This window comes from Sporosarcina sp. P33, from assembly GCF_002077155.1.
Lineage (GTDB): Bacteria > Bacillota > Bacilli > Bacillales_A > Planococcaceae > Sporosarcina.
This window is the reverse complement of the sequence record NZ_CP015027.1, coordinates 1,813,051-1,838,160: the sequence shown is the minus strand read 5'-3', so window position 1 is coordinate 1,838,160 and position 25,110 is coordinate 1,813,051. Positions and strand designations below refer to the sequence as shown.

20 protein-coding genes are annotated in these 25,110 nt (G+C 42.0%); 14 read left to right on the top strand and 6 right to left on the bottom strand.

Features of this window, described 5'->3' with window-relative positions:
* Nucleotides 1-3 precede the first annotated feature (3 nt).
* The 12 genes from SporoP33_RS09205 to merA all read left to right on the top strand — a co-directional run bounded on the left by SporoP33_RS09205 (nucleotide 4) and on the right by merA (nucleotide 14,031).
* Nucleotides 4-1,986: a DHH family phosphoesterase gene (locus tag SporoP33_RS09205; protein ID WP_081243437.1), complete on the top strand. Its 1,983-nt coding sequence runs from the start codon at nucleotides 4-6 to the stop codon at nucleotides 1,984-1,986.
* Complete coding sequence (rplI, locus tag SporoP33_RS09200; RefSeq protein WP_081243436.1) at nucleotides 1,983-2,429, top strand: 50S ribosomal protein L9; 447 nt, start codon at nucleotides 1,983-1,985, stop codon at nucleotides 2,427-2,429. The genes SporoP33_RS09205 and rplI overlap by 4 nt, the downstream gene beginning before the upstream one ends.
* Before the next feature lie 26 nt (nucleotides 2,430-2,455).
* Nucleotides 2,456-3,802 carry a replicative DNA helicase gene (dnaB, locus tag SporoP33_RS09195; protein WP_369821975.1) on the top strand — a complete coding sequence of 449 codons (1,347 nt, stop codon included), beginning with the start codon at nucleotides 2,456-2,458 and terminating at the stop codon, nucleotides 3,800-3,802.
* Between the two features lie 285 nt (nucleotides 3,803-4,087).
* Nucleotides 4,088-4,798: a response regulator YycF gene (gene yycF, locus SporoP33_RS09190; RefSeq protein ID WP_081244817.1), complete on the top strand. Its 711-nt coding sequence runs from the start codon at nucleotides 4,088-4,090 to the stop codon at nucleotides 4,796-4,798.
* 6 nt (nucleotides 4,799-4,804) lie between these two features.
* Complete coding sequence (walK, locus tag SporoP33_RS09185) at nucleotides 4,805-6,628, top strand: cell wall metabolism sensor histidine kinase WalK (protein WP_081243434.1); 1,824 nt, start codon at nucleotides 4,805-4,807, stop codon at nucleotides 6,626-6,628.
* On the top strand, nucleotides 6,619-7,947 hold the full coding sequence (locus SporoP33_RS09180; protein WP_081243433.1) for a YycH family regulatory protein: 1,329 nt from the start codon (nucleotides 6,619-6,621) through the stop codon (nucleotides 7,945-7,947). The genes walK and SporoP33_RS09180 overlap by 10 nt, the downstream gene beginning before the upstream one ends.
* Nucleotides 7,934-8,746 (top strand): two-component system regulatory protein YycI, encoded by an 813-nt coding sequence (locus SporoP33_RS09175; protein WP_081243432.1) that lies wholly within the window; start codon nucleotides 7,934-7,936, stop codon nucleotides 8,744-8,746. Before SporoP33_RS09180 ends, SporoP33_RS09175 begins: the two co-directional genes overlap by 14 nt.
* Before the next feature lie 11 nt (nucleotides 8,747-8,757).
* Complete coding sequence (locus SporoP33_RS09170) at nucleotides 8,758-9,546, top strand: MBL fold metallo-hydrolase (protein ID WP_081243431.1); 789 nt, start codon at nucleotides 8,758-8,760, stop codon at nucleotides 9,544-9,546.
* Between the two features lie 106 nt (nucleotides 9,547-9,652).
* On the top strand, nucleotides 9,653-10,876 hold the full coding sequence (locus SporoP33_RS09165; RefSeq protein ID WP_081243430.1) for a S1C family serine protease: 1,224 nt from the start codon (nucleotides 9,653-9,655) through the stop codon (nucleotides 10,874-10,876).
* A 411-nt stretch (nucleotides 10,877-11,287) separates the two neighbouring features.
* Nucleotides 11,288-11,767 (top strand): 23S rRNA (pseudouridine(1915)-N(3))-methyltransferase RlmH, encoded by a 480-nt coding sequence (gene rlmH / locus SporoP33_RS09160; RefSeq protein ID WP_081243429.1) that lies wholly within the window; start codon nucleotides 11,288-11,290, stop codon nucleotides 11,765-11,767.
* 211 nt (nucleotides 11,768-11,978) lie between these two features.
* Nucleotides 11,979-12,308, top strand: a complete 330-nt coding sequence (locus SporoP33_RS09155; protein ID WP_081243428.1) for an ArsR/SmtB family transcription factor — start codon at nucleotides 11,979-11,981, stop codon at nucleotides 12,306-12,308.
* A 70-nt stretch (nucleotides 12,309-12,378) separates the two neighbouring features.
* Nucleotides 12,379-14,031, top strand: a complete 1,653-nt coding sequence (gene merA, locus SporoP33_RS09150; protein WP_155961328.1) for a mercury(II) reductase — start codon at nucleotides 12,379-12,381, stop codon at nucleotides 14,029-14,031.
* 163 nt (nucleotides 14,032-14,194) lie between these two features.
* Here merA and SporoP33_RS09145 read toward each other — a convergent pair whose 3' ends face one another.
* On the bottom strand, nucleotides 14,195-15,649 hold the full coding sequence (locus tag SporoP33_RS09145; RefSeq protein WP_081243427.1) for a MocR-like pyridoxine biosynthesis transcription factor PdxR: 1,455 nt from the start codon (nucleotides 15,647-15,649) through the stop codon (nucleotides 14,195-14,197).
* 119 nt (nucleotides 15,650-15,768) lie between these two features.
* On the opposite strand from SporoP33_RS09145, the gene SporoP33_RS09140 reads away from it, so the two are divergent.
* On the top strand, nucleotides 15,769-16,389 hold the full coding sequence (locus SporoP33_RS09140) for a LysE/ArgO family amino acid transporter (RefSeq protein ID WP_081243426.1): 621 nt from the start codon (nucleotides 15,769-15,771) through the stop codon (nucleotides 16,387-16,389).
* A gap of 483 nt (nucleotides 16,390-16,872) precedes the next feature.
* Here the strand turns inward: SporoP33_RS09140 and SporoP33_RS09135 are convergent, their stop codons facing one another.
* Nucleotides 16,873-17,223 (bottom strand): hypothetical protein, encoded by a 351-nt coding sequence (locus SporoP33_RS09135; protein ID WP_081243425.1) that lies wholly within the window; start codon nucleotides 17,221-17,223, stop codon nucleotides 16,873-16,875.
* An 862-nt stretch (nucleotides 17,224-18,085) separates the two neighbouring features.
* Nucleotides 18,086-18,961, bottom strand: coding sequence for a 5'-methylthioadenosine/S-adenosylhomocysteine nucleosidase (locus SporoP33_RS09130; protein WP_081243424.1), 876 nt, complete (start codon nucleotides 18,959-18,961; stop codon nucleotides 18,086-18,088).
* Between the two features lie 537 nt (nucleotides 18,962-19,498).
* Here SporoP33_RS09130 and SporoP33_RS09125 point away from each other — a divergent pair.
* Nucleotides 19,499-20,344, top strand: a complete 846-nt coding sequence (locus SporoP33_RS09125) for a DMT family transporter (RefSeq protein ID WP_081243423.1) — start codon at nucleotides 19,499-19,501, stop codon at nucleotides 20,342-20,344.
* Between the two features lie 155 nt (nucleotides 20,345-20,499).
* On the opposite strand, the gene gshAB is transcribed toward SporoP33_RS09125, so the two are convergent.
* The 3 genes from gshAB to SporoP33_RS09110 form a co-directional block, all read right to left on the bottom strand.
* Complete coding sequence (gene gshAB / locus SporoP33_RS09120) at nucleotides 20,500-22,761, bottom strand: bifunctional glutamate--cysteine ligase GshA/glutathione synthetase GshB (protein WP_081243422.1); 2,262 nt, start codon at nucleotides 22,759-22,761, stop codon at nucleotides 20,500-20,502.
* A gap of 288 nt (nucleotides 22,762-23,049) precedes the next feature.
* Nucleotides 23,050-23,883: an S-formylglutathione hydrolase gene (fghA, locus tag SporoP33_RS09115; RefSeq protein WP_081243421.1), complete on the bottom strand. Its 834-nt coding sequence runs from the start codon at nucleotides 23,881-23,883 to the stop codon at nucleotides 23,050-23,052.
* 4 nt (nucleotides 23,884-23,887) lie between these two features.
* Nucleotides 23,888-25,006: an S-(hydroxymethyl)glutathione dehydrogenase/class III alcohol dehydrogenase gene (locus SporoP33_RS09110; protein WP_081243420.1), complete on the bottom strand. Its 1,119-nt coding sequence runs from the start codon at nucleotides 25,004-25,006 to the stop codon at nucleotides 23,888-23,890.
* Nucleotides 25,007-25,110: the final 104 nt, after the last annotated feature.

Sequence of the window (25,110 nt, the reverse complement as noted above, 5' to 3'; positions counted from 1 at the left end):
ATATTGAATTTATTTTATAAAAAAAGGGCAGTACGGATTCCGTTGACATTCGTTTCTCTTTTGGGAGCAGTAAGTACCGTACTGCTGATGCTCAACAACTTTTGGATCGGGCTGTTTTTTGCCGTTGCGTATGCGCTGGCACTCGGGATCGCCTGGAAAGTAGAAAATGAAAGCTATCTGGAAACCGAAAAATATATTGAAACTCTGTCCTATCGAATGAAAAAGGTAGGGGAAGAAGCATTACTGGAACTACCGATCGGGATTATCCTGCTGAACGATAATGATAAACAGCTGGTGGAATGGGTCAACCCGTTTGTCAGCTCCATCTACCCCGACAAGTCATGGGTCGGATCATCACTGTATGAGATAAATGAAACATTCCGTCAAGTGACGAAAGAAGATAATGAGCAGGATGTAATCATATTGAATGACCGATCATACCGCGTCTATTATAAACCGGAAGAAAAACTGCTCTATCTGTTTGACGTAACAGAACGTGTAAAGATGCAGTCGCTGTATTATGCGGACCGTACGACGATCGGAATTTTACTGGTTGACAACTATGATGAACTGTCTCAGACAATGGATGACCAGACACGCAGCCATATGAACTCTCTCGTCACATCCCTTGTCAATCAATGGGCAGATGAATACGGCATTTTCGTTAAACGCATTTCTTCTGAACGCTTCCTGGCTGTCTTCAATGAAGGCACGCTGGAGAAACTCGAGAAGACCAAGTTTGCGCTGCTCGATACAGTCCGTGAGAACACCTCTAAACACAGCGTACCGCTGACATTGAGTATTGGGGTAGGGACAGGCACTACGTCGCTTACAGAGCTTGGTGAGCTGGCACAGTCGAGTCTTGACTTAGTTCTCGGGCGCGGCGGTGACCAAGTCGCGATCAAGCATCATGACGGCAAGCTGAAGTTTTACGGCGGGAAGACGAATCCTGTCGAAAAACGCACCCGTGTGCGTGCCCGTGTCATTTCACACGCATTGCGTGATTTGATACAGGACAGTGACCGTGTATTTGTTATGGGCCATAAAATGCCGGACATGGATGCGATCGGCGCATCGATCGGTGTGCGGAAGATGGCACGGATGAACGGTGTGGAAGGCTATGTGGTCGTCAACTTTGATCAGCTCGATGCAAGTGTCAGCCGTCTGATGGATGAAGTGCAGAAAGATGAAGAGTTGTATGATCATATGCTCATGCCGGAAGAAGCATTGGAACTGATGACCGAGCGTTCACTGGTTGTTATTGTCGATACGCATAAACCGAGCATGGTGATCGAAGAAAAAGTCCTTGAGAATGCGCAGAAGGTCGTTTTGATTGACCACCATCGCCGCGGAGAAGAGTTCATCAGCAATACAGTGCTCGTCTATATGGAACCGTACGCGTCATCCACGGCGGAGCTTGTTACCGAATTACTGGAGTATCAGCCGAAGAACGAAAAACTGACGATGCTTGAATCCACTGCGATGCTTGCGGGGATTGTGGTGGATACAAAAAGCTTTACACTAAGGACAGGCGCGAGGACGTTCGAAGCCGCTTCTTATTTACGGACGAATGGTGCGGACACGGTACTCGTGCAGCGTTTGTTAAAAGAAGATATTGCGACATATATTGAACGATCCAAACTGATTGAGACTGTGGAATTTGCAGGCAACGGTGAAATTGCAATAGCGAAAGGGCAGGATGAAGTCGTGCACAGTTCCGTGCTGATTGCACAGACGGCAGATATCCTGCTGACCATGCAAGGTATTTCCGCATCCTTTGTTGTTGCAAAACGGGATGACGGAAAAATCGGCATCAGTGCCCGTTCATTAGGCGAACTTAACGTGCAAGTCATCATGGAAGACTTGGGCGGCGGGGGTCATTTAACAAATTCAGCCTGTCAATTAGCGGCAGACACTATAGAAGAAGCAGTAGATATGTTGAAGAGTACCATAGACCAATATGTGGAGAGGGGAAATGAAGGATGAAAGTTATTTTCTTGAAGGATGTTAAGGGAAAAGGGAAAAAAGGTGAAGTGAAAGAGGTTTCAACAGGCTATGCACAGAACTTTCTGCTGAAAAACAATATAGCAATTGAAGCAACTCCAGGTAACTTGAGCAAGCTGGAAGGTCAAAAGAACCGCCAGAAGAAAGACGCGGCTGCAGAGCTGGCAGAAGCAAAAGAAGTAAAAGAGCAAGTGGAGAAGCTGACAGTTGAACTGCATGCGAAATCCGGAGAAGATGGCCGTCTGTTCGGTTCTATTACATCAAAACAAATCGGACAAGCTTTAGAGAAACAGCATAAAATCAAAGTTGACCGCCGCAAAATGGAATTACCGGAACCAATCCGCGCACTCGGTTTTACGAATGTGCCGATTAAACTACACCCTGATGTAACAGCTACGCTTAAAGTGCATGTTACAGAAGAATGATAAGGAGATAATTTAGCTTGAACCAGATGATCGAGCGCACACCTCCCCATAACAACGAAGCAGAGCAGTCGGTCATCGGGGCAATATTTTTAGAACCGCAGGCATTGATTACTGCATCTGAAATTTTATTGCCCGAAGACTTTTACCGGATTGCGCATAAAAAGATTTTTGAAACTATGCTCATCTTGAGCGATAAAGGACAGCCTGTCGATCTCGTCACAATTGCTGAAGAGCTTAAAGTGAAAAATGAGCTGGAAGACGTCGGCGGTATTTCGTATATTACGGAGCTTGCGAATGCGGTGCCTACTGCTGCAAACATCGTCTATTACGCGAATATCGTAGAGGAAAAGTCATTACTTCGCAGACTGATCCGTGTCGCAACGGATATTGTGGAAGACGGCTATACAAGGGAAGATGAAGTAGAAGCTTTGCTTGGCGAGGCCGAGAAAAAAATGATGGAAGTATCCAACCGGAAAAACGCCGGCGACTTCCGTCATATCAAAGACGTATTGGTGGAGACGTATGACAATATCGAGCTGCTGCATACCCGTAAGGGTGAAGTAACTGGTATTCCGACGGGCTTCCGCGATTTGGATAAAATCACGGCGGGTTTTCAGCGCAACGATTTAATCATCGTGGCGGCCCGTCCGTCTGTCGGTAAGACAGCATTTGCACTGAACGTCGCGCAAAACGTGGCGACGAAGACAGAAGAAAATGTTGCGATTTTCAGTCTTGAGATGGGCGCGGAGCAGCTGGTCATGCGTATGCTGTGTGCAGAGGGCAATATTGACGCGCAAGTGCTTCGTACGGGGAACCTTGAAGCCGATGATTGGCGTAAGCTGACAATGGCTATGGGCTCTTTATCAAATGCCGGCATCTTTATCGATGACAGCCCGGGTATCCGGATCAATGAAATCCGTTCCAAATGCAGACGCCTTCAGCAGGAGCACGGCTTAGGCATGATCATGATTGACTATCTTCAGCTGATTATGGGAAGCGGCCGCGGCAGCGATAACCGCCAGCAGGAAGTATCCGAAATCTCCCGTTCATTGAAGGCGCTGGCACGTGAACTGAAAGTGCCGGTCATCGCACTATCCCAGCTATCCCGCGGAGTCGAGCAGCGGCAGGATAAACGTCCGATGATGTCTGACTTACGGGAATCAGGAAGTATTGAGCAGGATGCCGACATCGTATCTTTCCTTTACCGGGAAGACTACTATGATAAAGAAACTGAAATGCAGAACATGATTGAAATCATTATTGCGAAACAGCGTAACGGCCCGACAGGAACGGTAACTCTGGCTTTCGCCAAGGAATACAATAAATTCCTCAATATCGACTGGAGTCAGCACGAATCGCCGCCGTCGTACTAATCTATACAGCACGTCCTTTCTCTATTGCCATAGAAAAGGATGTGCTGTTTTTCATAGTGTCTGCGAAGCCAAAGCCGCTTGAAAAAAGTGCGATTTTGCCTTAATCGTGATAGAGTTAAAGGATACGGAAAGATAATTTTCAGCTTGACACTAAGATTATAACCATAGAAAATCATGTAATTATTCCATGCAGAATACCCTATGTTTATATTTTTTAAGCAAGATTCTCATTTTAATAAACCGTCTAAAAACCGGTCGCCGTTTATGGCGAGAAAGGATTTGACCATGCAAAATAAAACAATATTTGTAGTAGACGATGAAAAACCCATCGCAGACATCATAGAATTCAACTTAAAGAAAGAGGGATTTAACGTTTTCTGCGCATATGACGGAGAAGAGGCCATTAACCGTGTAGAAGAAATACAGCCGGACCTCATGCTGCTCGACATCATGCTGCCGAAGCATGACGGAATGGAAGTATGCCGGGAGGTGCGGAAAAAATATGATTTTCCTATTATTATGCTGACCGCAAAAGACTCGGAAATTGATAAAGTGCTAGGGCTTGAGCTTGGAGCTGACGATTATGTCACGAAGCCATTCGGAACGAGAGAATTGATTGCACGCGTAAAGGCAAACTTGCGGCGCCATGCAAAAACTGTGGCAGAAGACCAGGAAGAAGAGACAAACGATATTACCGTGGGTCAATTGGTAATTCAGCCGGATGCGTATTTTGTCCAAAAGCGCGGAGAAACGATTGAATTAACGCATCGCGAATTCGAGCTGCTGTATTATCTCGCAAAACATATCGGCCAGGTCATGACACGGGAGCATTTATTGCAGACTGTGTGGGGCTATGATTATTTCGGTGATGTCCGGACAGTCGATGTCACGATTCGCCGCCTGCGCGAAAAAATTGAAGATACACCAAGCCATCCGAGCTGGATTGTTACCAGACGCGGTGTAGGCTATTACTTGCGCGACCCGGAACAGGAGTAAGCCGCTATGCAGAAAGTAGGGTTTTTCCGGTCAATTCAAGTCAAGTTTGTTTTGATTTATGTACTTCTCATACTTGTAGCCATGCAGATTATCGGGCTGTATTTTGCCCGTGAACTGGAACAAACACTGAAAGAAAACTTTACGAACTCGATTGTAGACCGGATGAACCTGGTCGAGTTCAGCGTTCGGGAAGAAATTACAAAAAAGCGTAAAGACGATGATCCGACACTGGAACAAAGCCTGAAAAACGTTCTGGCGGAGTTCACTTCAGATGATATTATTGAAATACGTGTAATTAACTCGAAATACCGTATTTTGGCATCGTCTTCATTTGAAAATCAAACGAGGGTCGGGCAGCATTCGACCAATGACAATGTGCGTAAGTCCATCACATCAGAGACGATAAAAGACGTCGTGGAAATTGATCCGCAGTCGCATAACCGGGTGCTCTCCCTCGCTAAACCGATCTTTAATGGCAATGAAATTGTAGGGTCCTTATACGTGGAAGCCAATATCGAGTCCGTCTTTCAGCAAATCGAAGAGATCAACCGAATATTGGCGGGAGCCGCGGCCGTCTCACTGACCATTACAATCATTGTGGGAATCTTCATTGCCCGGGCATTTACCCGTCCTATTTCGGATATGCGGCGGCAGGCACAGGCAATGGCAAAAGGGAATTTCACACGGAAAGTTAAAGTGTACGGAATGGACGAGATGGGTCAGCTGGCCATCGCCTTTAACCACTTGACCAATCAGCTGCAGGAATCACAATCTACAACAGAGAGTGAAAGGCGGAAACTGACATCCGTTCTTGAAAATATGACAGACGGTGTAATATCGACTGACCGTAAAGGTCGGATTAGCCTGATTAACGATTCTGCCCTGCAAATGCTGAATGTAACAAATGATCTGGTCATCAACCGTCCAATCGCCAGTATCCTTGGAATTGAAGATGAGTATACGTTTGAAGAGCTGATTCAACTAAATGAGTCAATACCGCTGGACTTCAGTACAGAAGAGCAATCATATATATTGCGGGCGACCATTTCTGTCACGCAGCGTGAAACTGGCTTTGTCAACGGTCTGATTGTCGTATTGCATGATAATACGGAGCAGGAGAAGATTGACATGGAACGCCGGGAATTTGTATCGAATGTATCCCATGAATTACGGACACCGCTGACAACAATGCGAAGTTACTTGGAAGCATTGGCTGAAGGGGCATATAAAAATGAAGAAATCGCCCCGAACTTTCTGCGTGTTACACAAAATGAAACAGAGCGGATGATTCGCCTGGTCAATGACCTGCTGAAACTATCCCGAATGGACAGCAAAGAATATGAACTGAACAAAGAATGGGTGGAATTCAACCGGTTCTTTAATGCAGTCATTGAGCGCTTTGAATTTTCCAAGTCGCAAAATGTCCGTTTTACACGAAACTTGTATTCGAGCAGTCTGTTTGTTGAAATTGATACCGACAAATTAACGCAAGTACTCGACAATATCATCTCCAATGCGCTGAAATATTCGCCAGACGGCGGAGAAGTCCGTTTTGGCGTGACTGTCTCGGGTGATTATATTAAAGTGATGATTTCAGATGACGGAATGGGAATCCCGAAATCCAATGTCAATCGTATTTTTGACCGTTTTTACCGTGCAGACCGTGCGCGTTCACGAGCACTCGGCGGAACAGGCCTCGGCCTGGCAATCGCGAAGGAAATGATTGCAGCGCACAAGGGAGATATTTGGGCACAAAGTGAAGAAGGGAAAGGCACAACCATTTTCTTTAAACTGCCCTTTGAACAACAAGAGGACGGTGAGTGGGATTGAAACGCATCGAAACAATTAAATCTATTGTGCTGTTGTTGCTCGTCTCGCTGAGCGTCCTGTTCACGGTTACGATCTGGAACTATTCGCCGAATTACGAACCGCTTGAGCAGTCACAAACTGTAGATATATCTATATCGAAGAAAAAGACAATTGATGAAATTATTAAGCCATATAAACTGCTTACCCATTTAAAAGATCAGGTGCTGGGTTCTGTAAATACGGAAAAGATTGATACCATTCTCGCTGAAATGAATACATGGCATCTGTCGAATTTGCAGCTGGTAAGCCAGGATATGAACAAAGCAGATATTGCGAGGGTCCTGAGGCAGCCCAGCCAGATGACACTTTATTTTCCCGGCGAAGTGCCTATGCTGGTCTATGATAATGTACTGCTTGTCGATGATACGAGTATACCGGAGGCCACATTTAACCGGCTCGTCATTGACTGGAGCCGATCGACGCAGGCACCAGTTATTCATATGCTAAGTGAGATCAGCGGCCTGCATTACCAGGCGCAAGTGACATTGCCGAATAAAACGAGCTTCTTGCGCAACGTAGTGGATGTGGGCCAGTCATTTGAGGAATATGCGGAAATCGACCGGGGCAATGCAACATTTCTGGCCGTGCCAAAAAATCCTGTAAAGGTTACACGCAATACGTATTATCAGGAAGAAATTAATCCGCTTCGATTCCGCGATGCACTGTTCAGTGATCCAAACGCAGTACGGCGGAGTCAGGTGGATCCGACCCACGAGGAATACGGGGACGACCATGCTTTTATGAATGTCAATACAGAGATCAAAAGGCTGAGTTATGTCATGCCCGCGGTGGAAAGCCAGGAAATTGCGATTCCATCCGAACTGCTGCTGAATACAATTGATTTTGTCAATGAACACGGCGGCTGGACTGATGAATTCCGCTATGCCTATATGAATCCAATATCCCGTTACGTAAAGTTTCAGCTGTACGCCGAGGGTTTGCCGGTCTTCAGCGAACATTCAGGCACGAATGAAATTACGGAGACGTGGGGGGATAACCGGGTCTTTAAGTATATACGTCCGTACTACTCATTGGACGTTAATATTGAGGCTGTAAAAGAGGAGCTGCCTTCAGGAGTGGAAGTGGCGGAAGCTTTGCGTGAATCAGAAGAGCTGGACTTTGAGCTGATCGAGGAAATCACACCGGGTTATTTCATGATTCATGACGTGGAGAAAAAACTGATTATTTTACAGCCATGCTGGTATTATCTGATCAAAGATAACTGGCTGCGCTTTATGCCGGGTGACTTGCAAGGAGGTGGATCGAGTGGATTGGAATAGAACCAAAACAATTTTCATCATCGTCTTCTCGATCTTGAACGTCTTCTTGTATTGGCTGTATCTGGATAGGCAAATGGGTGTTGGAGATATGCAAGTGCTCGGGAAAACATCCGTAGAAGAAACGCTTCGGCTTGAAAATATTACGTATGATCCAATCCCTTTTAGTAAAAAAGAGGTTTCTTATTTATCTGCTCATATCGCGACATTTTCAGAAGAAAAACTTGATAAGTTAAGCAACCAGTCATTCAGCTGGGATGAAAAGTCCAGATTACTGTCCCGCATGAAAAAGAAAGTAAGTATCAAGAATGATGAAGGTGAACTGGAGTTTGACGAGTTTTTGAGCAAATATGTGCTCAAAGGCGAAGAGTATGTACTATGGGAGCTGGATGAAGAAGATCAACGTGCTGTATTCTTTCAGCGTGTAAAAAATGAAACAATATTTTACAGTCCCAACGCCATGCTAATTGTCCATTGGGATGACGACGGGAAAGTCACGCATTATGAACAGCGCATGCTTGAGGAGTTTTTAAGCTTCAATCATAAAAAGGACTTGCTGTCGCAAGACGATGCAGTGACTTCGCTTGTTACTCGCGGCTATCTCCAACCTGATTCCACGGTAATGCAGGTGAAATCAGGTTATTCAACACTCGTTCAATTGACGGAGACCCAAGTATTTGCACCAACGTGGAACGTTCAGGTAAAATTGAAGGACGGAACGATTGAACATTACTTCATCAACGCGATTGAAGGAAAAGTCATCGAGTTCCAGCCGGAGATGTTAGAAGAACAAATAGAATAGGAGTTTTCCACATGCGATTTAGCATTTTAGCGAGCGGCAGTACAGGCAACTCGCTATATATAGAGACAGATGAGCATGCTTTTCTCGTAGACGCCGGAATGAGCGGTAAAAAAATTGAAGGTTTGCTCGGATCGATCAATCGCTCCATGCAACATATTGACGGCATTTTCGTCACACATGAACACAGTGATCATATTAAAGGAATCGGTGTACTCGCCCGGAAATATAAAACACCAATCTACGCCAACGCAAAAACGTGGCAGGCGATGGACGGTCTTGTAGGTGAGATTCCTGTTGATCAGCGCTTCCATTTTGATATGGAAACGGTGAAAACATTCGGATCACTGGATATTCAATCATTTGCTGTATCCCATGACGCGGCGGACCCAATGTTTTATACGTTCAACGAAGGCGGCCGCAAACTGGCGATTATTACAGACACGGGCTATGTAAGTGACCGTATGAAAGGCCATATACAGGGGGCTGACAGCTTTGTATTTGAAAGCAATCATGACGTCAGTATGCTGCAGATGGGACGCTATCCATGGTCCATCAAACGCCGAATTCTGAGTGATGTAGGCCACGTATCCAACGAGGATGCGGCAGTTGCGATGAGCGAGGTAGTGGCCGAAAAAAATACACAGATTTATTTAGCCCATCTCAGTCTGGATAACAATATGAAAGACTTGGCGCGCATGAGCGTAGCACAGACATTGGAAGACTGCGGTATTCGTGCAGGGGAATTTGTGCATTTGCATGATACCGATGCCGCAGAACCGACCGAGCTGGTGCTAGTCTGAAGAAATTGCGAAAAGCCTTGCTTAATTAGTGAGGCTTTTCGGGTTTTCAGGCATTCATTTGGGTACAGTATAGGTAGGAATACGTTCTCATAAGGAGGAAAAGCGAATGGATGATGAAAGAAGAACAGAGTGGCAGCCCAGCCAGCCGTCAGAACCGAAACGTGAACAAAAGCGCAAAGGAGAATTTTGGCCGGCACTGTTTGGCGCATTACTGGGCGGCGCGATTGTATTTGCACTTATGACGTATGCTGCTGGCTTATCAGCTGATGACAGTGCGGTGCAGTCGGCGAAAACAGAGAATACACCTGACTCACAGCACGTACAAATACCGATGGATATCTCGTCGGAAGTAACGGATGTAGTGGATGAGGTGGCAACGGCTGTTGTCGGCATTACGAACATCCAGACTGTCCAGGACTTCTGGTCGGCCAGAAAAACGACACAAGAAGCGGGATCTGGGTCTGGCGTTATTTATAAAAAGTCAGGCGATAAGGCGTATATCGTTACTAATCATCATGTCGTTGAAAACTCCGAGCAACTGGAAGTGACATTTGATGATGGAACGAAAACAGAAGGTAAATTAATCGGCAGTGATCTATGGACAGACCTTGCAGTGGTTGAAATTGATGCAAAAGACGTGGATGCAGTAGTAGAATTTGGCGACTCAGATACGCTGAAACGCGGTGAATCCGTGATTGCAATCGGTAACCCGCTGGGACTGGGATTTGCAGGTTCAGTGACTGTCGGCGTCATTTCAGGCAAAGACCGTTCCATTCCGATGGATTTAAACAAAGACGGCATCATCGATTGGCAGGCTGACGTTCTTCAGACTGACGCAGCCATCAACCCGGGGAATTCCGGCGGCGCTCTGATCAATATGGCGGGTCAATTAATCGGCATCAACTCCATGAAAATTTCGCAGGAGACAGTGGAAGGAATCGGACTTGCCATTCCGATTAACATTGCACTGCCGATCATTGAACACTTAGAGGAAACAGGACAAGTAAACCGCCCGACGATGGGTGTATCATTGCTGGATCTTCAACAAATACCGATTCAGCAACAGCAGCAGACATTGAAGCTGCCTAAAGACATAACAGAAGGCGTTGTGGTCACCGATATTATGTCGAACTCGCCGGCTGTGGCAGCAGGAATGGAAAAGTATGATACCATCGTGCAGCTTGATGAAGAGAAAGTGACGGATATGGTCAGTCTGCGTAAGTATTTGTATAATAAAAAAGAAATTGGCGATCAGCTGAAAGTTACCGTCTACAGAGACGGTAAGAAAATGGAATTAGAAATGGTATTGAAGGACGGAAATACATTCTAAGCTGAATCAGCATTGTCCACATAGTGAACAACTTTTAGTCCACATCAGGCATCCGGCGAAAACGCGCTGTGATGCCTGATTTTTTTTGGACTTATCCAATTGTGGATAAAATCAAAATTATGTGTATAATATTGTGTAAAAGAAAATGTGTAATAAATAGTAAAAATAACGAAAGTGACAAGTGCTAAACCCTTACAGGACAATAGATTGGGGTCTTTTCATATTTCACATAAAAATGGGATTTCTATTCAAAAAAAATAGTGAGTGGAAAGTTATCCACAAATAGCTGATGGAATAGTCAGAGAGATTCACATGTAGTAGGGAACAAAATATCGGACACAATATGTAGATGCCCCTGTGGATATGTGCATAAGTATTGTGTATAACTTTTGGAGAGCGAGTGGATAAACTGTGAATATAACAATTGTAACCGTGGGTAAGTTAAAAGAGAAGTATTTAAAACAAGGGATTGAAGAGTATATAAAGCGTCTGAACAGCTATGCAAAAATGCAATTAATTGAAGTGGCAGATGAAAAAGCACCCGAAACGTTGAGTGAAGCCGATATGGAAATCGTTAAAAAGAAAGAAGCGGATCGAATCCTGGCGAAAATTGCTCCTGATGCACATGTCATTGCACTGGCAATCGACGGAAAGATGAAAACTTCGGAAGAATTCGCAGTCAGTATGGAATCACTCATGACGTACGGCAAAAGTAAGATAGTCTTTGTAATTGGCGGATCACTCGGATTACACAGCTCCGTCTTGCAGCGCGCAAATGAGAAGTTGTCGTTTTCCAAGATGACATTCCCGCATCAGCTGATGAAATTAGTATTGGTGGAGCAGATTTATCGGGGGTTTCGGATTATTAAAGGAGAACCGTACCACAAATAGTGGTAAAACAAAGAGTGGAAATTGTTATTAAAAAACAATATCTAAATCTCTTATAAATATGTAGATAACCCTCCAACTAACATGGAGGGTTTTTGAAAAAGTAGAGGAAATTTGTTATTTATGATATTTCTATTGTTAAATATTTGAATTATCATATCACAATATTATAATATGATAATATAAAAGGAATAAATGAGGTAGAGGTAATAAAATGGATGAAGCATATATTAAGGAAATACAAAGTGAAACAGCCTCGAAGTTTTTTTATGGATTATCAAACCCGGCAAGACTAGAGATTGTATTAGCATTACTTGATGAAGAAAAAAATGTAAGTCAATTGGTGGAAGATCTCAATATGAAGCAATCACAAATTTCGAATCAACTGATATGTTTAAAAACTTGTGGGTTTGTAACTTCTCGTAAAGAAGGGAAATTTGTTTATTATAAAGTGACCGACCCTCGAATTCGTGACATTATTCAATTAGGGCAGTCTGTGGTAGTGGAAAATGCTGGGCGAATCAATTCATGTACGAGATTATAAGAGGACACACTAATGGAAATACATAAAAGTTTTTGCTAGGAGTAATCTTAAAGTAAAAGGAGATTGTTCAATGATTAATAAAACAGTTCAAGTCAAGATTCCTGTGCAAGGAATGACCTGTGTAGGGTGTGAAAACCATGTAATTGATGCTTTGGCAAGGGCCGGTGCTTCAAATATAAAGGCTGATTATCATCGAGGAAATGCAACATTTGAAATTGAAAAAGGGAGTATCATTAATGCAAAACGTGCTATAAACGATATTGGTTATCAAGTTGGTGAGGAAGCAATTGATTCTGAGGGCAAATTTTTTGCTCTCAATTCCGAAGATGGTAAGTATGATTTGTTGATTATTGGTTCGGGCAGTGCAGCCTTCTCTGCTGCTATTAAAGCAGTTGAAAAAGGGGCAAAAGTAGCAATGGTAGAACGAGGTACTATTGGTGGAACGTGCGTTAATATTGGATGTGTTCCATCCAAAACGATGCTTAGAGCAGGTGAAATCAATTATTCATCAGCAAATAATCCATTTACTGGTTTAAACACTAAGGCAGAACCGGTTAATATGGCTAATCTAATGGAACAAAAAAATGAACTTGTTCAAGGCATGAGGGAACAAAAGTATGTAGATCTTATCGGTGAGTATGGATTTGATATGATACATGGAGAAGCCTCTTTTATGAACGAAAAAACAGTTATTGTAAATGGAAAGCAATATACAGCAAACAACTTTTTGATTTCAACAGGGGCGACTCCATCAATTCCAGATATTACAGGGCTGAGTGAGGTAGATTATTTAACAAGTACAACGGCCTTAGAATTAAAGGAAGTTCCAAAGCGATTAGGGATAATAGGCTCCGGGTATATTGCAATGGAATTAGGACAACTGTTTAATGACTTGGGGGCAGAAGTATCATTGATGCAAAGAAGCGAAAGACTTTTGAAAGAATACGACCAAGAAATTTCCGAAGCCATTGATATAGCCTTAACCAAACGAGGTTTAAAATTTATTAAAAGTGTTACCTACAAAAAGGTTGAACAAGATGGTGACATTAAAAAAGTTCACATTGAAGTGAATGGCAAAGAACAAATAATCGAAGTCGATCAGTTATTGGTTGCTACAGGAAGAACTCCAAACACAAAGTCACTTAACCTAAAGGCAGCAGGTGTTGAGGTTGGTACGAGAGGTGAAGTCATCGTGAATAACTATCTACAAACAAGTAACCCGCATATTTACGCAGCAGGGGATGTAACGTTAGGACCACAATTTGTGTATGTAGCAGCATATGAAGGTGGAATTGTTGCAGAGAACACATTGAGTTCTACCAAGAAAAAAATTGATCTTCGATTTGTACCGGGGGTAACATTTACCAATCCTTCTATCGCTACAGTTGGATTAACGGAGAAAAAAGCAAAGGATCAGGGATATGATGTAAAAAGATCTGTTCTCTCGTTAGACAGTGTACCGAGGGCACTTGTGAATCGAGAAACCGATGGAGTTTTTAAACTGGTGGTCGATAACAAAACGCAAAAGATTCTAGGTGCTCACGTTGTTGCAGAAAATGCTGGTGATGTTATTTACAGTGCCACACTAGCCGTGCAGTTCGGCTTAACCGTAGATGATATAAGAAATACAATGGCACCTTATCTTACTATGAATGAAGGTTTAAAATTGGCTGCCTTAACATTAGATAAAGACGTAAGTAAGTTATCTTGTTGTGCGGGTTAGATAGAAGTATAAGAGCAATCTCTCATTTTTAATAAATTGAACCGTATCACAAATAGTGGTAAAACAAAAAATTGAAGTTGTTATAGATAAAGAATTTTTAAATAGACTTCTATGAAATACGGGATACCGTAAATGATAATTTTCGGTATCCCCATTAGAAAATTCAATTGATAGAAGATTTTTTAATAAGTTGTGATAAAGTAATCAGTCCATTTTCTAGTTGTTCAATTGAAGCATAAGAATAGGAAATACGAAGGTGCTGAGAATCATGTTTTTCATATACGCTCCCCGGATTTAATAAAATTCCTTCTCGAAGGGCTAAATCAAATAGTTTTCCAGATGATACACCTGATTGAATTCTAAGCCAAATATAAAATCCGCCTTTTGGCTCGATCCAAGTTGCGATATCAGAAAAGTATTTTTCAAGAATTTGAATGGTAAAATCCCTTCTGAAACGTAACTCTACTCTTATTTCCTTTAAGAAATCCTCATACATACCACTAGAAAGCCATTTGTCTACAGCATATTGTGATAAAGAACTTGACCCATAATCTGTTTGCATTTTTATATCTGCCAAACGTTCAATGACAGGCTCAGGCCCTACAACCCATCCAATGCGCAAACCGGGACTTAATGTTTTGGAAACACTTCCTATGTACAAGACGTTACCTTGTGTGTCATTGGATTTTAAGGGACTTGGTGGCGGGGTATCGAGCCATAGATCACCGTATACATCGTCCTCGATAATAGGAATGGATTCCTGCTGACAGACCTTGAGTAATTCCATTCTTCTTCTCTTAGACATTAAAAAGCCTGTTGGATTGTGAAAATTAGGTATCGTATAGAGTAAAGCCGCATGATGCTGCCGCTTCATTCGTCCTATTGAATCGCATTTAATCCCATCGTCGTCTAATGGAATCCCTAATAAATTCATTCCAGCCGATTGGAATACGTGTACAGAATTCAAATAAGAAGGTGTTTCATGAAGAATAGTTGATCCTCTTTTTAATAGTCCAATCGATATTAATTGCAATGCTTGAAGCCCTCCAGAAACAATTAAAATTGATTCGGGAGATGCTTCAATTCCTTTTGATCTTAAATAGGTACTAATGGTTTTTCTTAAAGGCAAACTTCCTCTTGGCTCCATATATCCAAGTGTTAAAGGCTGCTTATGATCTATCTGCAGTATTTCCCGCATTTTACTCGTAGGTAACAAATTAGGTGAAAGTTCACCAGTTCCAAGACGAAAAATATTAGGGTCTGCTTCTGCCTTATTTATTTCTTGGATTACCGATATGTTTGGTTTATGAATACCTGCTTTTACATAATTAATCCAATCTGGCGGAGGGGTTGAAGTTAGTAGGCTCCATGTATTATTAATTACTTTTGTCCCACTCCCAACCTTAGATTCAATTAGACCATCTGCTACCAGTTCTTCCAGTGCAAATACAATGGTACTGCGATTTACTTGAAATAGTCTTGCCAAACTTCTTTGTGAAGGAATTTTAGTACCGATTGTCCATTCACCACTCATTATTTTCTTTTTCATATAGTCAGATATTTGCTGGTGTAAAGGAAAAGATGAGTTTTTTTGTGGCTTCCACTCTATTTCAGGCATAGTCTATCTCCATTCATTTTTCTTTATTATAACAAAATGGTTGGGTTAAATCCCATCCAATTGGTTGGAGACATAAGGCTCACCCATTGCTATTCTAAATAAGAATAGGGGGAATTACAGTGGAACCATTATTACATGGAATGATATTGGCATTTGGTTTAATCTTACCTTTAGGAGTTCAAAATGTATTTGTATTTAATCAAGGTGCGACGCATAAAAAATTTACCAATGCTTTACCTGCAATAATAACAGCAGGAGTTTGTGATACAATACTGATTTATTTGGCCGTAGCCGGAGTATCAATTATTGTCTTTAGTTTTGAATGGTTAAAGATTTTGTTATTTTTAGTTGGCTTCCTTTTTTTAGCATATATGGGATGGGTTATGTGGAAAAACTCACCTGAAGTAAGCGCTAATCAGGAGAAAATCCAATTCTCAGCGCGGCGTCAGGTCACATTCGCTGCTTCTGTGTCATTACTTAATCCTCATGCTATTATGGATACTATTGGAGTTATTGGTACTAGTTCATTGGCTTATACAGGATGGGAAAAATGGATATTTACTGTGGCATGTATAGTGGTATCTTGGCTCTGGTTCTTTTCCTTAGCAATTTCGGGCAGAAAGATTGGTCAAATTGATAAAAATGGTAAGTTTCTAAAACGTATGAACCAAGTTTCAGCAGTTATTATTTGGGTTATGGCTATTTATATGGGGTATCACCTGTACTCGTTTTTGAACTAATAGGGTATTTAGTTTTATTAACTTAAAAATAAGGTGAACCGTATGACAAATAGTGGTAAAACAGAAGATAGAAGTTGTTTTTGACAAAGATACGTTACCTTTACTATCAGAAATATGATTTATCCAGTCCATCTATGATTTAAAACGGAGATCTAACAAAAAAATTGTTACAAATCATTTAAATCTATTGACTTCCGAAGTGTAATTTATGATAATAAGAGTACAAAGAAACTTGCTCGCACGTTGTGTACGACTAAGTTTCATAAATTATAAGTGGTGGATTTGCTCGCACGTTGTGTACGACTAAATCCCATACATATTTAAGAGCATTGGTAACTAACTCGCACGTTGTGTATGACTTAGGGGCTTATGCTCTTTAATAATATTTGTAATAATTTTATGTTTTTGGGATATATTTATAATAGGTCGCACGTTGTGTACGACCTAAAGGAAGGGTTCGCACGTTGTGTGCGTCCCTTCTTTTTATTTATATTCATGAAACTTTAGTTTACTTTGAATAAATTGAGTATAAAAATCCACAATTTTTGCCTGATGTCTCTTTCTTGGTGGATGTCCATAGGCTTGTCTAAAATAAACAGATGATATGAAATTAATTAAGTCAGCCAATTGAATAAGATTACAATTCGCATCATGAGATTTCTTAATCTGTAAATCTGGGTAAACCCGCTTATTAGAAGGGTTTTTAAGCGCATTATAAAAATTACTAATTTCTGCAGGTTTGCCATCATCACAAATAATAAAAGCAAAGTCATCGTTAGTTTTTAACTCTGTATTGATTAGGTTAACTAATTCTGTATAACCATTTATATGCATCTTGTTATAATCGCTAATTCCAGTATTAGTTTGATAAGTGGCTTTATCTGTAAAAGATGCTATTACCTTAATATCTGAATCCTGAATTAAGGAGAGTAAATCTTCAACTACTTTAAACCTATCAGAGTCACCCAGATTATAATAGAAACCCGTAAGGCGCTAATGCGTTCTATTATAAAAAAGATAGAATTAAATCCTGATAGGGAGACTATCAAGTCAATAACACTATGGTTTGAGGAGGGGGATACACCTCCTCCTCCACCTTCAATTTTTTTTGGCGATGTTTTACCAGTGAATGACGAACGGGGAACCGTATCATAAATAGCATAAAAAGAAGACAAAGAAAAGGAAGTAAAACCTCAAAAAAAAATATCCGATAGGAACATTTTATTCTGCGTCATTTAGAGTGTTTGTGGATTGCTAACTTTGTAAAAGAGAGGTTCTTGATTATGGAAAGTGGTCGTTATTTGCTGTAGTATTTTCCTGTATGCTAGTGATCTCGGCATGCGGATCGAAAGAAACTGACAAAGAAGCGGATAATTCGTCTGGCACGAATGAAAAAATGCCGATTCATCTAAAAAAAGACTCCACCAACTATATGGGTTCATTCAAATTGAAAAGGAGCTTGTTAAAAGAACAAATGCTTATAAAGACGGTAAAGTGATTTATCTGAATACAGAAGCGTGGTTCTATGGCGGCGGATTGCAGTCATTGAAAACGATGATTGCAGATACAGAGGCATATTGGAATTAAAAACTTCATTAAAATGTATGTAAAAAGAAGCTGCAACCGACATGCTGTAAGACGTTGCTTGTCGGTTGCAGCTTTATTGTTGGTTAAAATACGTGCAAGTTAGAATTACTTATTTCAACTTAGAAATATATTCTTTTAAAACAAGATAGACATAATCTTGATTGGCCGAAGCCGTTTCTGGATTATACTGACCGTCGTTAGTTTTGTTATTAGAGAGAATACGGATTCCTAGAAAAGGAACATTGTAACTTTCAGAAATTTGCGCTGCAGCAGCACCTTCCATTTCTTCAACAGAAGTACCGTACTTTTCATGGAACCAGTTTATGCGATCCACTTCGTTATTCCACAAGTCAGCGGATCCAATCGTTCCTTCTACAACTTTCCCTAGTTTATATTGGTCTTTCACAGCATTAGCCGCTGCCAATAATTCATCATCGCCTTCAAAGTAGCGGATCTTCTCTGCATTAGGGTCTTCCCCTGCACTGCCTTCTGAAGCCATAAGGTCCATAGGCTTCCATAGTGAAGGATCCATTCCTTCGTTTTCTTCAGCAGATGCAGTCTTCATAGAACCGATATTGACTGTCCGTTTACCTAAGACTATGTCAAATACGTGTAAGTCCGGATCATGTCCGCCTGAAGTTCCCTGATTGATAATAGCGATAGGGTCGTACTTTTCAATTGCCAATGCAGTAGCAGCTGCAGTGTTTTCCATCCCTTTACTGGTCTTTGTAACAATTACAGGATATTCATCAATAGTTCCTTTATAAAAAACAAAGTTTCCCGATTCTTCAACTTCCATGTCATTTAACTTTTCAGCGAATTTCTCTGCTTCAATAGGCATTGGCCCCTGAACAATGATCGGACGCTTTTCAGTGTCTGATGTACTTGTAGCAGCAGAGTTACAGCCTGAAACGATCGTCGCGAGAAAAATCATGCATACAATAAATCCAACTAATCTCAAGTTTCTCAAAGATATTCTCCTCATTCCTGAAATAATTTCAATCGAATAGTATTCCTCAGCTTACTGCTTTCCCCAGTACATTATAGATTTCATTAGTCTGCTCAATTATGAATGACGGTAACGGTATGATGACAGTAGAAATTCATTAGGCATTATCAAGACTTTTGGACCAATGTACTTAATGATAAAAATAGTAAAAAGCACTATTTTGATGAATACGTTATGATTATAGCAGAGGTTTTTTGTGCTTTCAACCGATATACGAACATTTATTTAATTTATATATTTATTGTACGTTACTTAGTGCAAATAACTTTCCTGAAACTGGATAAATATACAGAGTGGCTCTGAATGACGAACAATTTGTATGAAAATAATACTTTGAAGATATAATAAAGTTGATATGGATAAGAGCTATTTTACTTCTCCTATGTTTTAATCCGTTATACATTGCCATCCTATATGTCAGTAAGTAATCGCATCCAAACAAAAAAGTATACGAAAAGTTTACGTAAGTATAGAATAGGACAGTTGGCATATCGTTGCAGGAAGGTGGTAAATATGTTAAAAGCATATGCTTGGCTGACACTTTGTGTAATGGTGTGGGGCAGTAATTTTGTTTTCGGAAAGATGCTGGTTCAGGACTTTTCCCCGGCTCTTCTCACTTCGCTCAGACTGTTGTTTATTGTGCTATTTCTGATTGGACTATCTTCATATAAACTGCAAGTGAAACGGCTACATACATATGATTTACTGGCAGTGTTTTTTCTTGGCGTTTTTGGTGTTTTTATTAACCAGTGGTCTTTTTTCGCTGGATTAGAAACAGCCGATCCAACAACTTCTGCATTGATCTTGGCGACTACTCCCATTTTGACCGGTGTATTAGCAGGCATTTTTTTAAAAGAAAAGTTAACCATTCGTATGCTGCTCGGATCTGTTGTTGCGATCATAGGTATTTACTTTGTTGTAGCAAAAGGGGATATGTCTTCTATACATATCGATAAAGGTTTGTGGTGGATTGTCGTCACGATGATTACGTTTGCAATGCTGATTATCGTCACTAGACTGCTGTCCAATAGAATGGATCCGCTTGCCATTACTTTATATTCAAATGTGGTCGGACTTGTTGTGTCGGTTCCTTTTATATTTTTACTTGATACACCCATACGAATGAGCTCGAAGGTTTCGGATTGGTCCTTTCTAATTGGTACTGCCGTTGTGGTACACGGTATAGCCATGTTGATTTGGAATAACAACATCAGATATGTTGATGCTTCAAAAGCTTCTATATTATCTAATTTAGAACCTTTTGTAGCGATGATTATGGGTTTGATTTTGCTGTATAAGCCAATCATGGGTCCGGAAATTGTCGGCTCACTGTTTATAGTGGGAGGAGTAGTGCTGTAGACGTATCAGCGAAGAAAGCTAAAGCTGGCTGAAGTAACGGAGCCTTCAGCCAGGAATCATTATAAGTAAACTATTCTTTATAAAAAAACGGCCTCTTTCTTTGATGCAGACGAATGTCCTGCAAAAGGAAAGGGGCCGTTTCATTCTATATATTTTTAAGTCAGTTCAGGGAACAAATAGTGGAGCACATCCGTCGTCAAGCGGCGTGATGTGCCTTTGTACGGGTAGATATGCATATACATCGAAGGATTAAAGTTCGCTTCAATTATGCCGTATGCACCCGGATTCGCCGCCGGAACATCCAGATCATCAATAATCAAATCGATGCCGCTGATTTTCGCTCCGAGTGCGGCTACTGCATCTGCTGCGATCTTCTTATACTCCTCTGAAATCTGGTCCGTCACATCAATGGAATCTCCGCCTGTGCTGACGTTGGAGTTTTCGCGCAAGTAGACGATTTCGCCGTCTGCCGGAATAGAATCCAATTGATACCCTTGACCTTTCAGCATGAGAATCTCTAATTCACCTAATTGAATCAGTTCTAACGGTGTCCGGTGGTCAGTCCCGCGCAGCGGATCACGGTTTTTTTCTGTGACCAGTTCTTTGATAGTGTGTATCCCGTCGCCCGTGACATTTGCGGGGACACGCAGCATCACTGCAAGGACTTTGTCTTGCAGCACAAAGAACCGGTATTCTGTGCCGCTCAGGAACTCTTCAATTAATATAGAAGAATCTTCATCAAACGCGATATTGACTGCCTGTTCAAAATCTTCATAGCCAGCGCCATCTTTAAAGATGGATATACCCAGTCCATAGTTTGTTGTTTTCGGCTTCACGACGAAAGGGGTCTTGGCAAACAGCTTATAGGCACGCAAAGCGTCTTCGACTGAATTAAATTCGTCGCCGAGCGGCACGCGGAAACCTTTGTCATGAAGAATTCTTTTCGTGACTGTTTTATTCTCCATAATTAAAGTGGCGATATATGTGTCTTTGCTTGTCATATTGCCGTTTTTTACGTATTCTACATGATCACCCAGTTTTAGCTCCAAAAACTGATCATGGCGGTCGAGTATTTTTATAGAAATGCCCAGCTGTATGGCATCATACATTAAAATCTGCGTCGATAACTCCATATCAGTAAAGCCGGTTAACTCGTACGGTTTCTCCCATAACTTCGTGTGTGTCTCGTTCGCAATTTCCACAGCTACCTGTCTTTGACTGCTTTTCTGGCTCTCCGTATACAGTCTGCCCGCCAAAGTTTTACTTGGATCCGCAATTCTCTCTCTCAGATCGTCAAATAATGATTCGGAAACAGGGAAATCCAGTTCTTTCGACAGCATTTCCATCCCATTGACCAATTCATAAGCTTCGGCTTCAAATTGCGTACGTGCCAGCGGGTGTTCAAGGGCTACGGCATCATTACGTGCATCGCCTGCATGGCCCCATTCGTCATTCTGAGGATCTTCGTCTTTCTGCAGAAGGTACAGCAGGAAAATATGCAGAAATTCTGCCTGTTCGTAGCTGATTCCATTCGTTTCAAAAGGATTCAAGTCTATATTTCGTACTTCTACGTAGCGCACTCCGTCGTTTATGAACTCCGCCACCTGCTCACTGCCGCGCAAACGCATTGCTGTGTAGAATTCCTTTTCTTCCACCAGCTGGCCTCTATTTACGGCGGAAGTCAGGTCTTCAATGTACTTCTGTATAGTACTGAACGATACAGCCACATCGTCGTGATTCCTGTAACCGTACCGGCTGCTGCGGATGCTTCTGACAGGCTCATTCGGCCGATCATCGCATCCGTAAAAGTTCTCTTCACTGGCAGGGGAGGCACCGTAAAAGTACGTAACGAGCCAACGATAGTACAAGTAATTCCGCGTCAGTTTTAAATAAATATCTGTCTTAAACCGGTGGTAATCATCCGTCTCCGACTGCAAATCAAACAGCGTCCGCAACAGGTCATCGCTGAATTCAAAGTTGAAATGAATGCCGCAGATCATTTGTTTCCGGCGTCCGTATGAGTTAGCCAAAGAGCGGCGATAAAGAACATTTTCACTATTGTTCAATTTAGCAATCACGATGTCTTCCTCTTTTTCAGGCAACGCAGGGGGCATGCTTAACGGCCACAGCATTTCTTCCTTACCCATGGAACGATAGGCCACGTCGTGAATGCTTGACAGGCAATTGAATAATTCATCCAGCGTATCCAGAACTGGAGTGATTAATTCCATTTGGGTCTCTGAGAAATCACGCTGAATATACGGATGTTCATCACCCATACCAATCGCTGCGGGATGATCCGTCGTCGCTAAGTTCCCTGACAGATCTACCCGCTGACCTTCTTTTTCTATACCGTAACGGGCTTTTGAAACGTATGGCTTCACTCGTTCATCGGCTAACATCTTTTTTAGATCCATCGCAATTATCCCACCAATATCATATATTTTTACTTCCGTTCTTCTATCTTAATTCATATCTCCTTAAAAACAAAAATATCCACACTGCAGGCAATGTGGATATTTTGGCTTGTAAGAGTATCGGACGGCATCGTTGACCAGCGCTTCTGCAGCTGCATTTGTTTGCCGGTCAACTGGCATGCCTCTTTAAAATCAGCAAGTTGAAAGTGCGCAAGGAACCTGTTTTTGAATGTATAACAATCAAAAGAACTGTACCCGACCCTTTCCAACTCACAGCATAAAAACCACTTACTTCAAGTGCTTCATATGAAAATCAAAATGCTGTTCCAGGAAGGAAGAGATGAAAAAGTAGCTGTGATCATAGCCTTCTGCTTTATTATAGTCCACGGCCTGGCCATGCTGCTCTGCATTCTCGAGGAACGGCTTCTCATTCAACTGTTCGGGATAAAAGCCATCTGAAGTGCCTTGCGTAATAAGAATCGGCGGAATGCCTTCTTTTTTCACAAGCTCAGCCGTATCCCACTCTTTCCAATCTGCTTTGTTTTCACCCAAGTAAGTCGAGAATGCCTTGGTTCCCCAAGGAACATCGCTCGGACTGGAAATAGGGGAGAAAGCAGAAATCGCTTGGAAACGGTCTGCATTTTTCATGCCGATCATTAATGCCCCATAACCGCCCATGGAGTGCCCCATAATACTTTCTTTCCTTGAAAAGTGCGGAACGAGAGTTGAGGCGATGTTGCTTAATTCCTCCGTAATATACGTATACATTTGGTAATTCTCTGCCCACGGCGCTTGCGTCGCGTCTACATAAAAGCCCGCTCCCTGTCCAAGATCGAAAGCTTCGTCGTCGGCTATGTCTTCTCCGCGCGGCGACGTGTCAGGAATGATGACTGCTGCCTGATGTTTTTCTGCCAGACGCTGGAAACCGCTTTTTTGACTGAAGTTATCGTCTGTGCATGTTAATCCAGAAAGCCACCAAATTAAAGGAATTTCTTTTTGTTCTTTATTTGAGGGCAAGTAGATGCTAAATGTCATGTTACACTTTAGGACTTCTGAGTAATGGTTGTATTTACACTGTTCTCCGCCAAAAGAGCGTCTTTGCTCAACGCGTTCCAGACTCATGTTCTCACTCTCCGTATGTTAAAATTGTACGAATGGATTCACCTTTATGCAGTAAATCGAATGCTTCGTTAATGTCTGTAAAGTTCATCTGATGTGTTATAAACGAATCCAAGTCAATATCACCGTTCATATAGTCTTCAATCATGCCCGGCAGTTCTGATCTGCCTTTAACGCCGCCAAATGCAGATCCGCGCCATACTCGGCCTGTGACTAACTGGAATGGACGGGTATGAATTTCTTTGCCTGCAGCAGCAACGCCAATGATAATACTTTCTCCCCAACCTTTATGACAGCATTCAAGTGCAGCTTTCATCACTTCGACATTTCCGATACATTCGAAGCTGTAATCAACGCCGCCGTCTGTCATTTCTACAATGACTTCCTGAATCGGCTTGTCATATTTAGAAGGATTAATGAAATCAGTGGCACCCATCTTCTCTGCCAGTTCGAATTTATCTTCATTTAGGTCAACCGCAATAATACGGCCAGCTTTTGCCTGCTGTAATCCTTGAATAACTGCCAATCCGATAGCTCCCAGGCCAAAGACCGCCGTTACAGCGCCTTCTTCAACTTTTGCGGTGTTGTGAACAGCCCCGATGCCTGTAGTGACTCCACAGCCGAATAGACAAACTTTATCAAGCGGCGCGTTTTCATCGTCGACTTTAACTAAAGAGATCTCTGATACAACAGTATATTCACTGAATGTACTCGTTCCCATATAGTGATAAATAGGTTCTCCATTATAAGAGAAGCGTGTTGTACCGTCTGGCATTAACCCTTTACCTTGTGTTTCGCGGATTGCGCTGCACAAGTTTGTTTTACCTGACAGACAGAATTTACATTTTCCGCACTCAGGTGTGTAGAGCGGAATCACGTGATCTCCAGGCTTAACGGAAGTTACGCCTTCACCTACAGAGACGACCACACCGGCACCTTCATGACCTAATACGGCAGGGAATACTCCTTCCGCGTCATCACCGGATAGTGTATATGCGTCTGTATGGCAGACGGAAGTGTAAAGAATCTTAACTAATACTTCGTTAGCTTTTGGCTCTTCTACATCGATTTCTACTATCTGAAGCGGTTCTCCAGGTTTGAATGCAACAGCTGCTCTACTTTTCAAATGAAGCCCTTCTTTCTTTTGTTTTTTAGTGTTTACATTCCCATCATTACATACTATAATTCATCATGCAATACTGACTGTTTTGTCACTATGGACATGAATAA

Coding starts and splice junctions, on each gene's coding strand:
- dnaB (WP_369821975.1), top strand. CDS start 2,456: ATGATCGAGCGCACACCTCCCCATAACAACGAAGCAGAGCAGTCGGTC.
- SporoP33_RS09155 (WP_081243428.1), top strand. CDS start 11,979: ATGGATGAAGCATATATTAAGGAAATACAAAGTGAAACAGCCTCGAAG.
- SporoP33_RS09145 (WP_081243427.1), bottom strand. CDS start 15,649: ATGCCTGAAATAGAGTGGAAGCCACAAAAAAACTCATCTTTTCCTTTA.
- yycF (WP_081244817.1), top strand. CDS start 4,088: ATGCAAAATAAAACAATATTTGTAGTAGACGATGAAAAACCCATCGCA.
- SporoP33_RS09135 (WP_081243425.1), bottom strand. CDS start 17,223: ATGCATATAAATGGTTATACAGAATTAGTTAACCTAATCAATACAGAG.
- walK (WP_081243434.1), top strand. CDS start 4,805: ATGCAGAAAGTAGGGTTTTTCCGGTCAATTCAAGTCAAGTTTGTTTTG.
- gshAB (WP_081243422.1), bottom strand. CDS start 22,761: ATGGATCTAAAAAAGATGTTAGCCGATGAACGAGTGAAGCCATACGTT.
- fghA (WP_081243421.1), bottom strand. CDS start 23,883: ATGAGTCTGGAACGCGTTGAGCAAAGACGCTCTTTTGGCGGAGAACAG.
- rplI (WP_081243436.1), top strand. CDS start 1,983: ATGAAAGTTATTTTCTTGAAGGATGTTAAGGGAAAAGGGAAAAAAGGT.
- SporoP33_RS09170 (WP_081243431.1), top strand. CDS start 8,758: ATGCGATTTAGCATTTTAGCGAGCGGCAGTACAGGCAACTCGCTATAT.
- SporoP33_RS09130 (WP_081243424.1), bottom strand. CDS start 18,961: ATGAGGAGAATATCTTTGAGAAACTTGAGATTAGTTGGATTTATTGTA.
- SporoP33_RS09125 (WP_081243423.1), top strand. CDS start 19,499: ATGTTAAAAGCATATGCTTGGCTGACACTTTGTGTAATGGTGTGGGGC.
- merA (WP_155961328.1), top strand. CDS start 12,379: ATGATTAATAAAACAGTTCAAGTCAAGATTCCTGTGCAAGGAATGACC.
- SporoP33_RS09165 (WP_081243430.1), top strand. CDS start 9,653: ATGGATGATGAAAGAAGAACAGAGTGGCAGCCCAGCCAGCCGTCAGAA.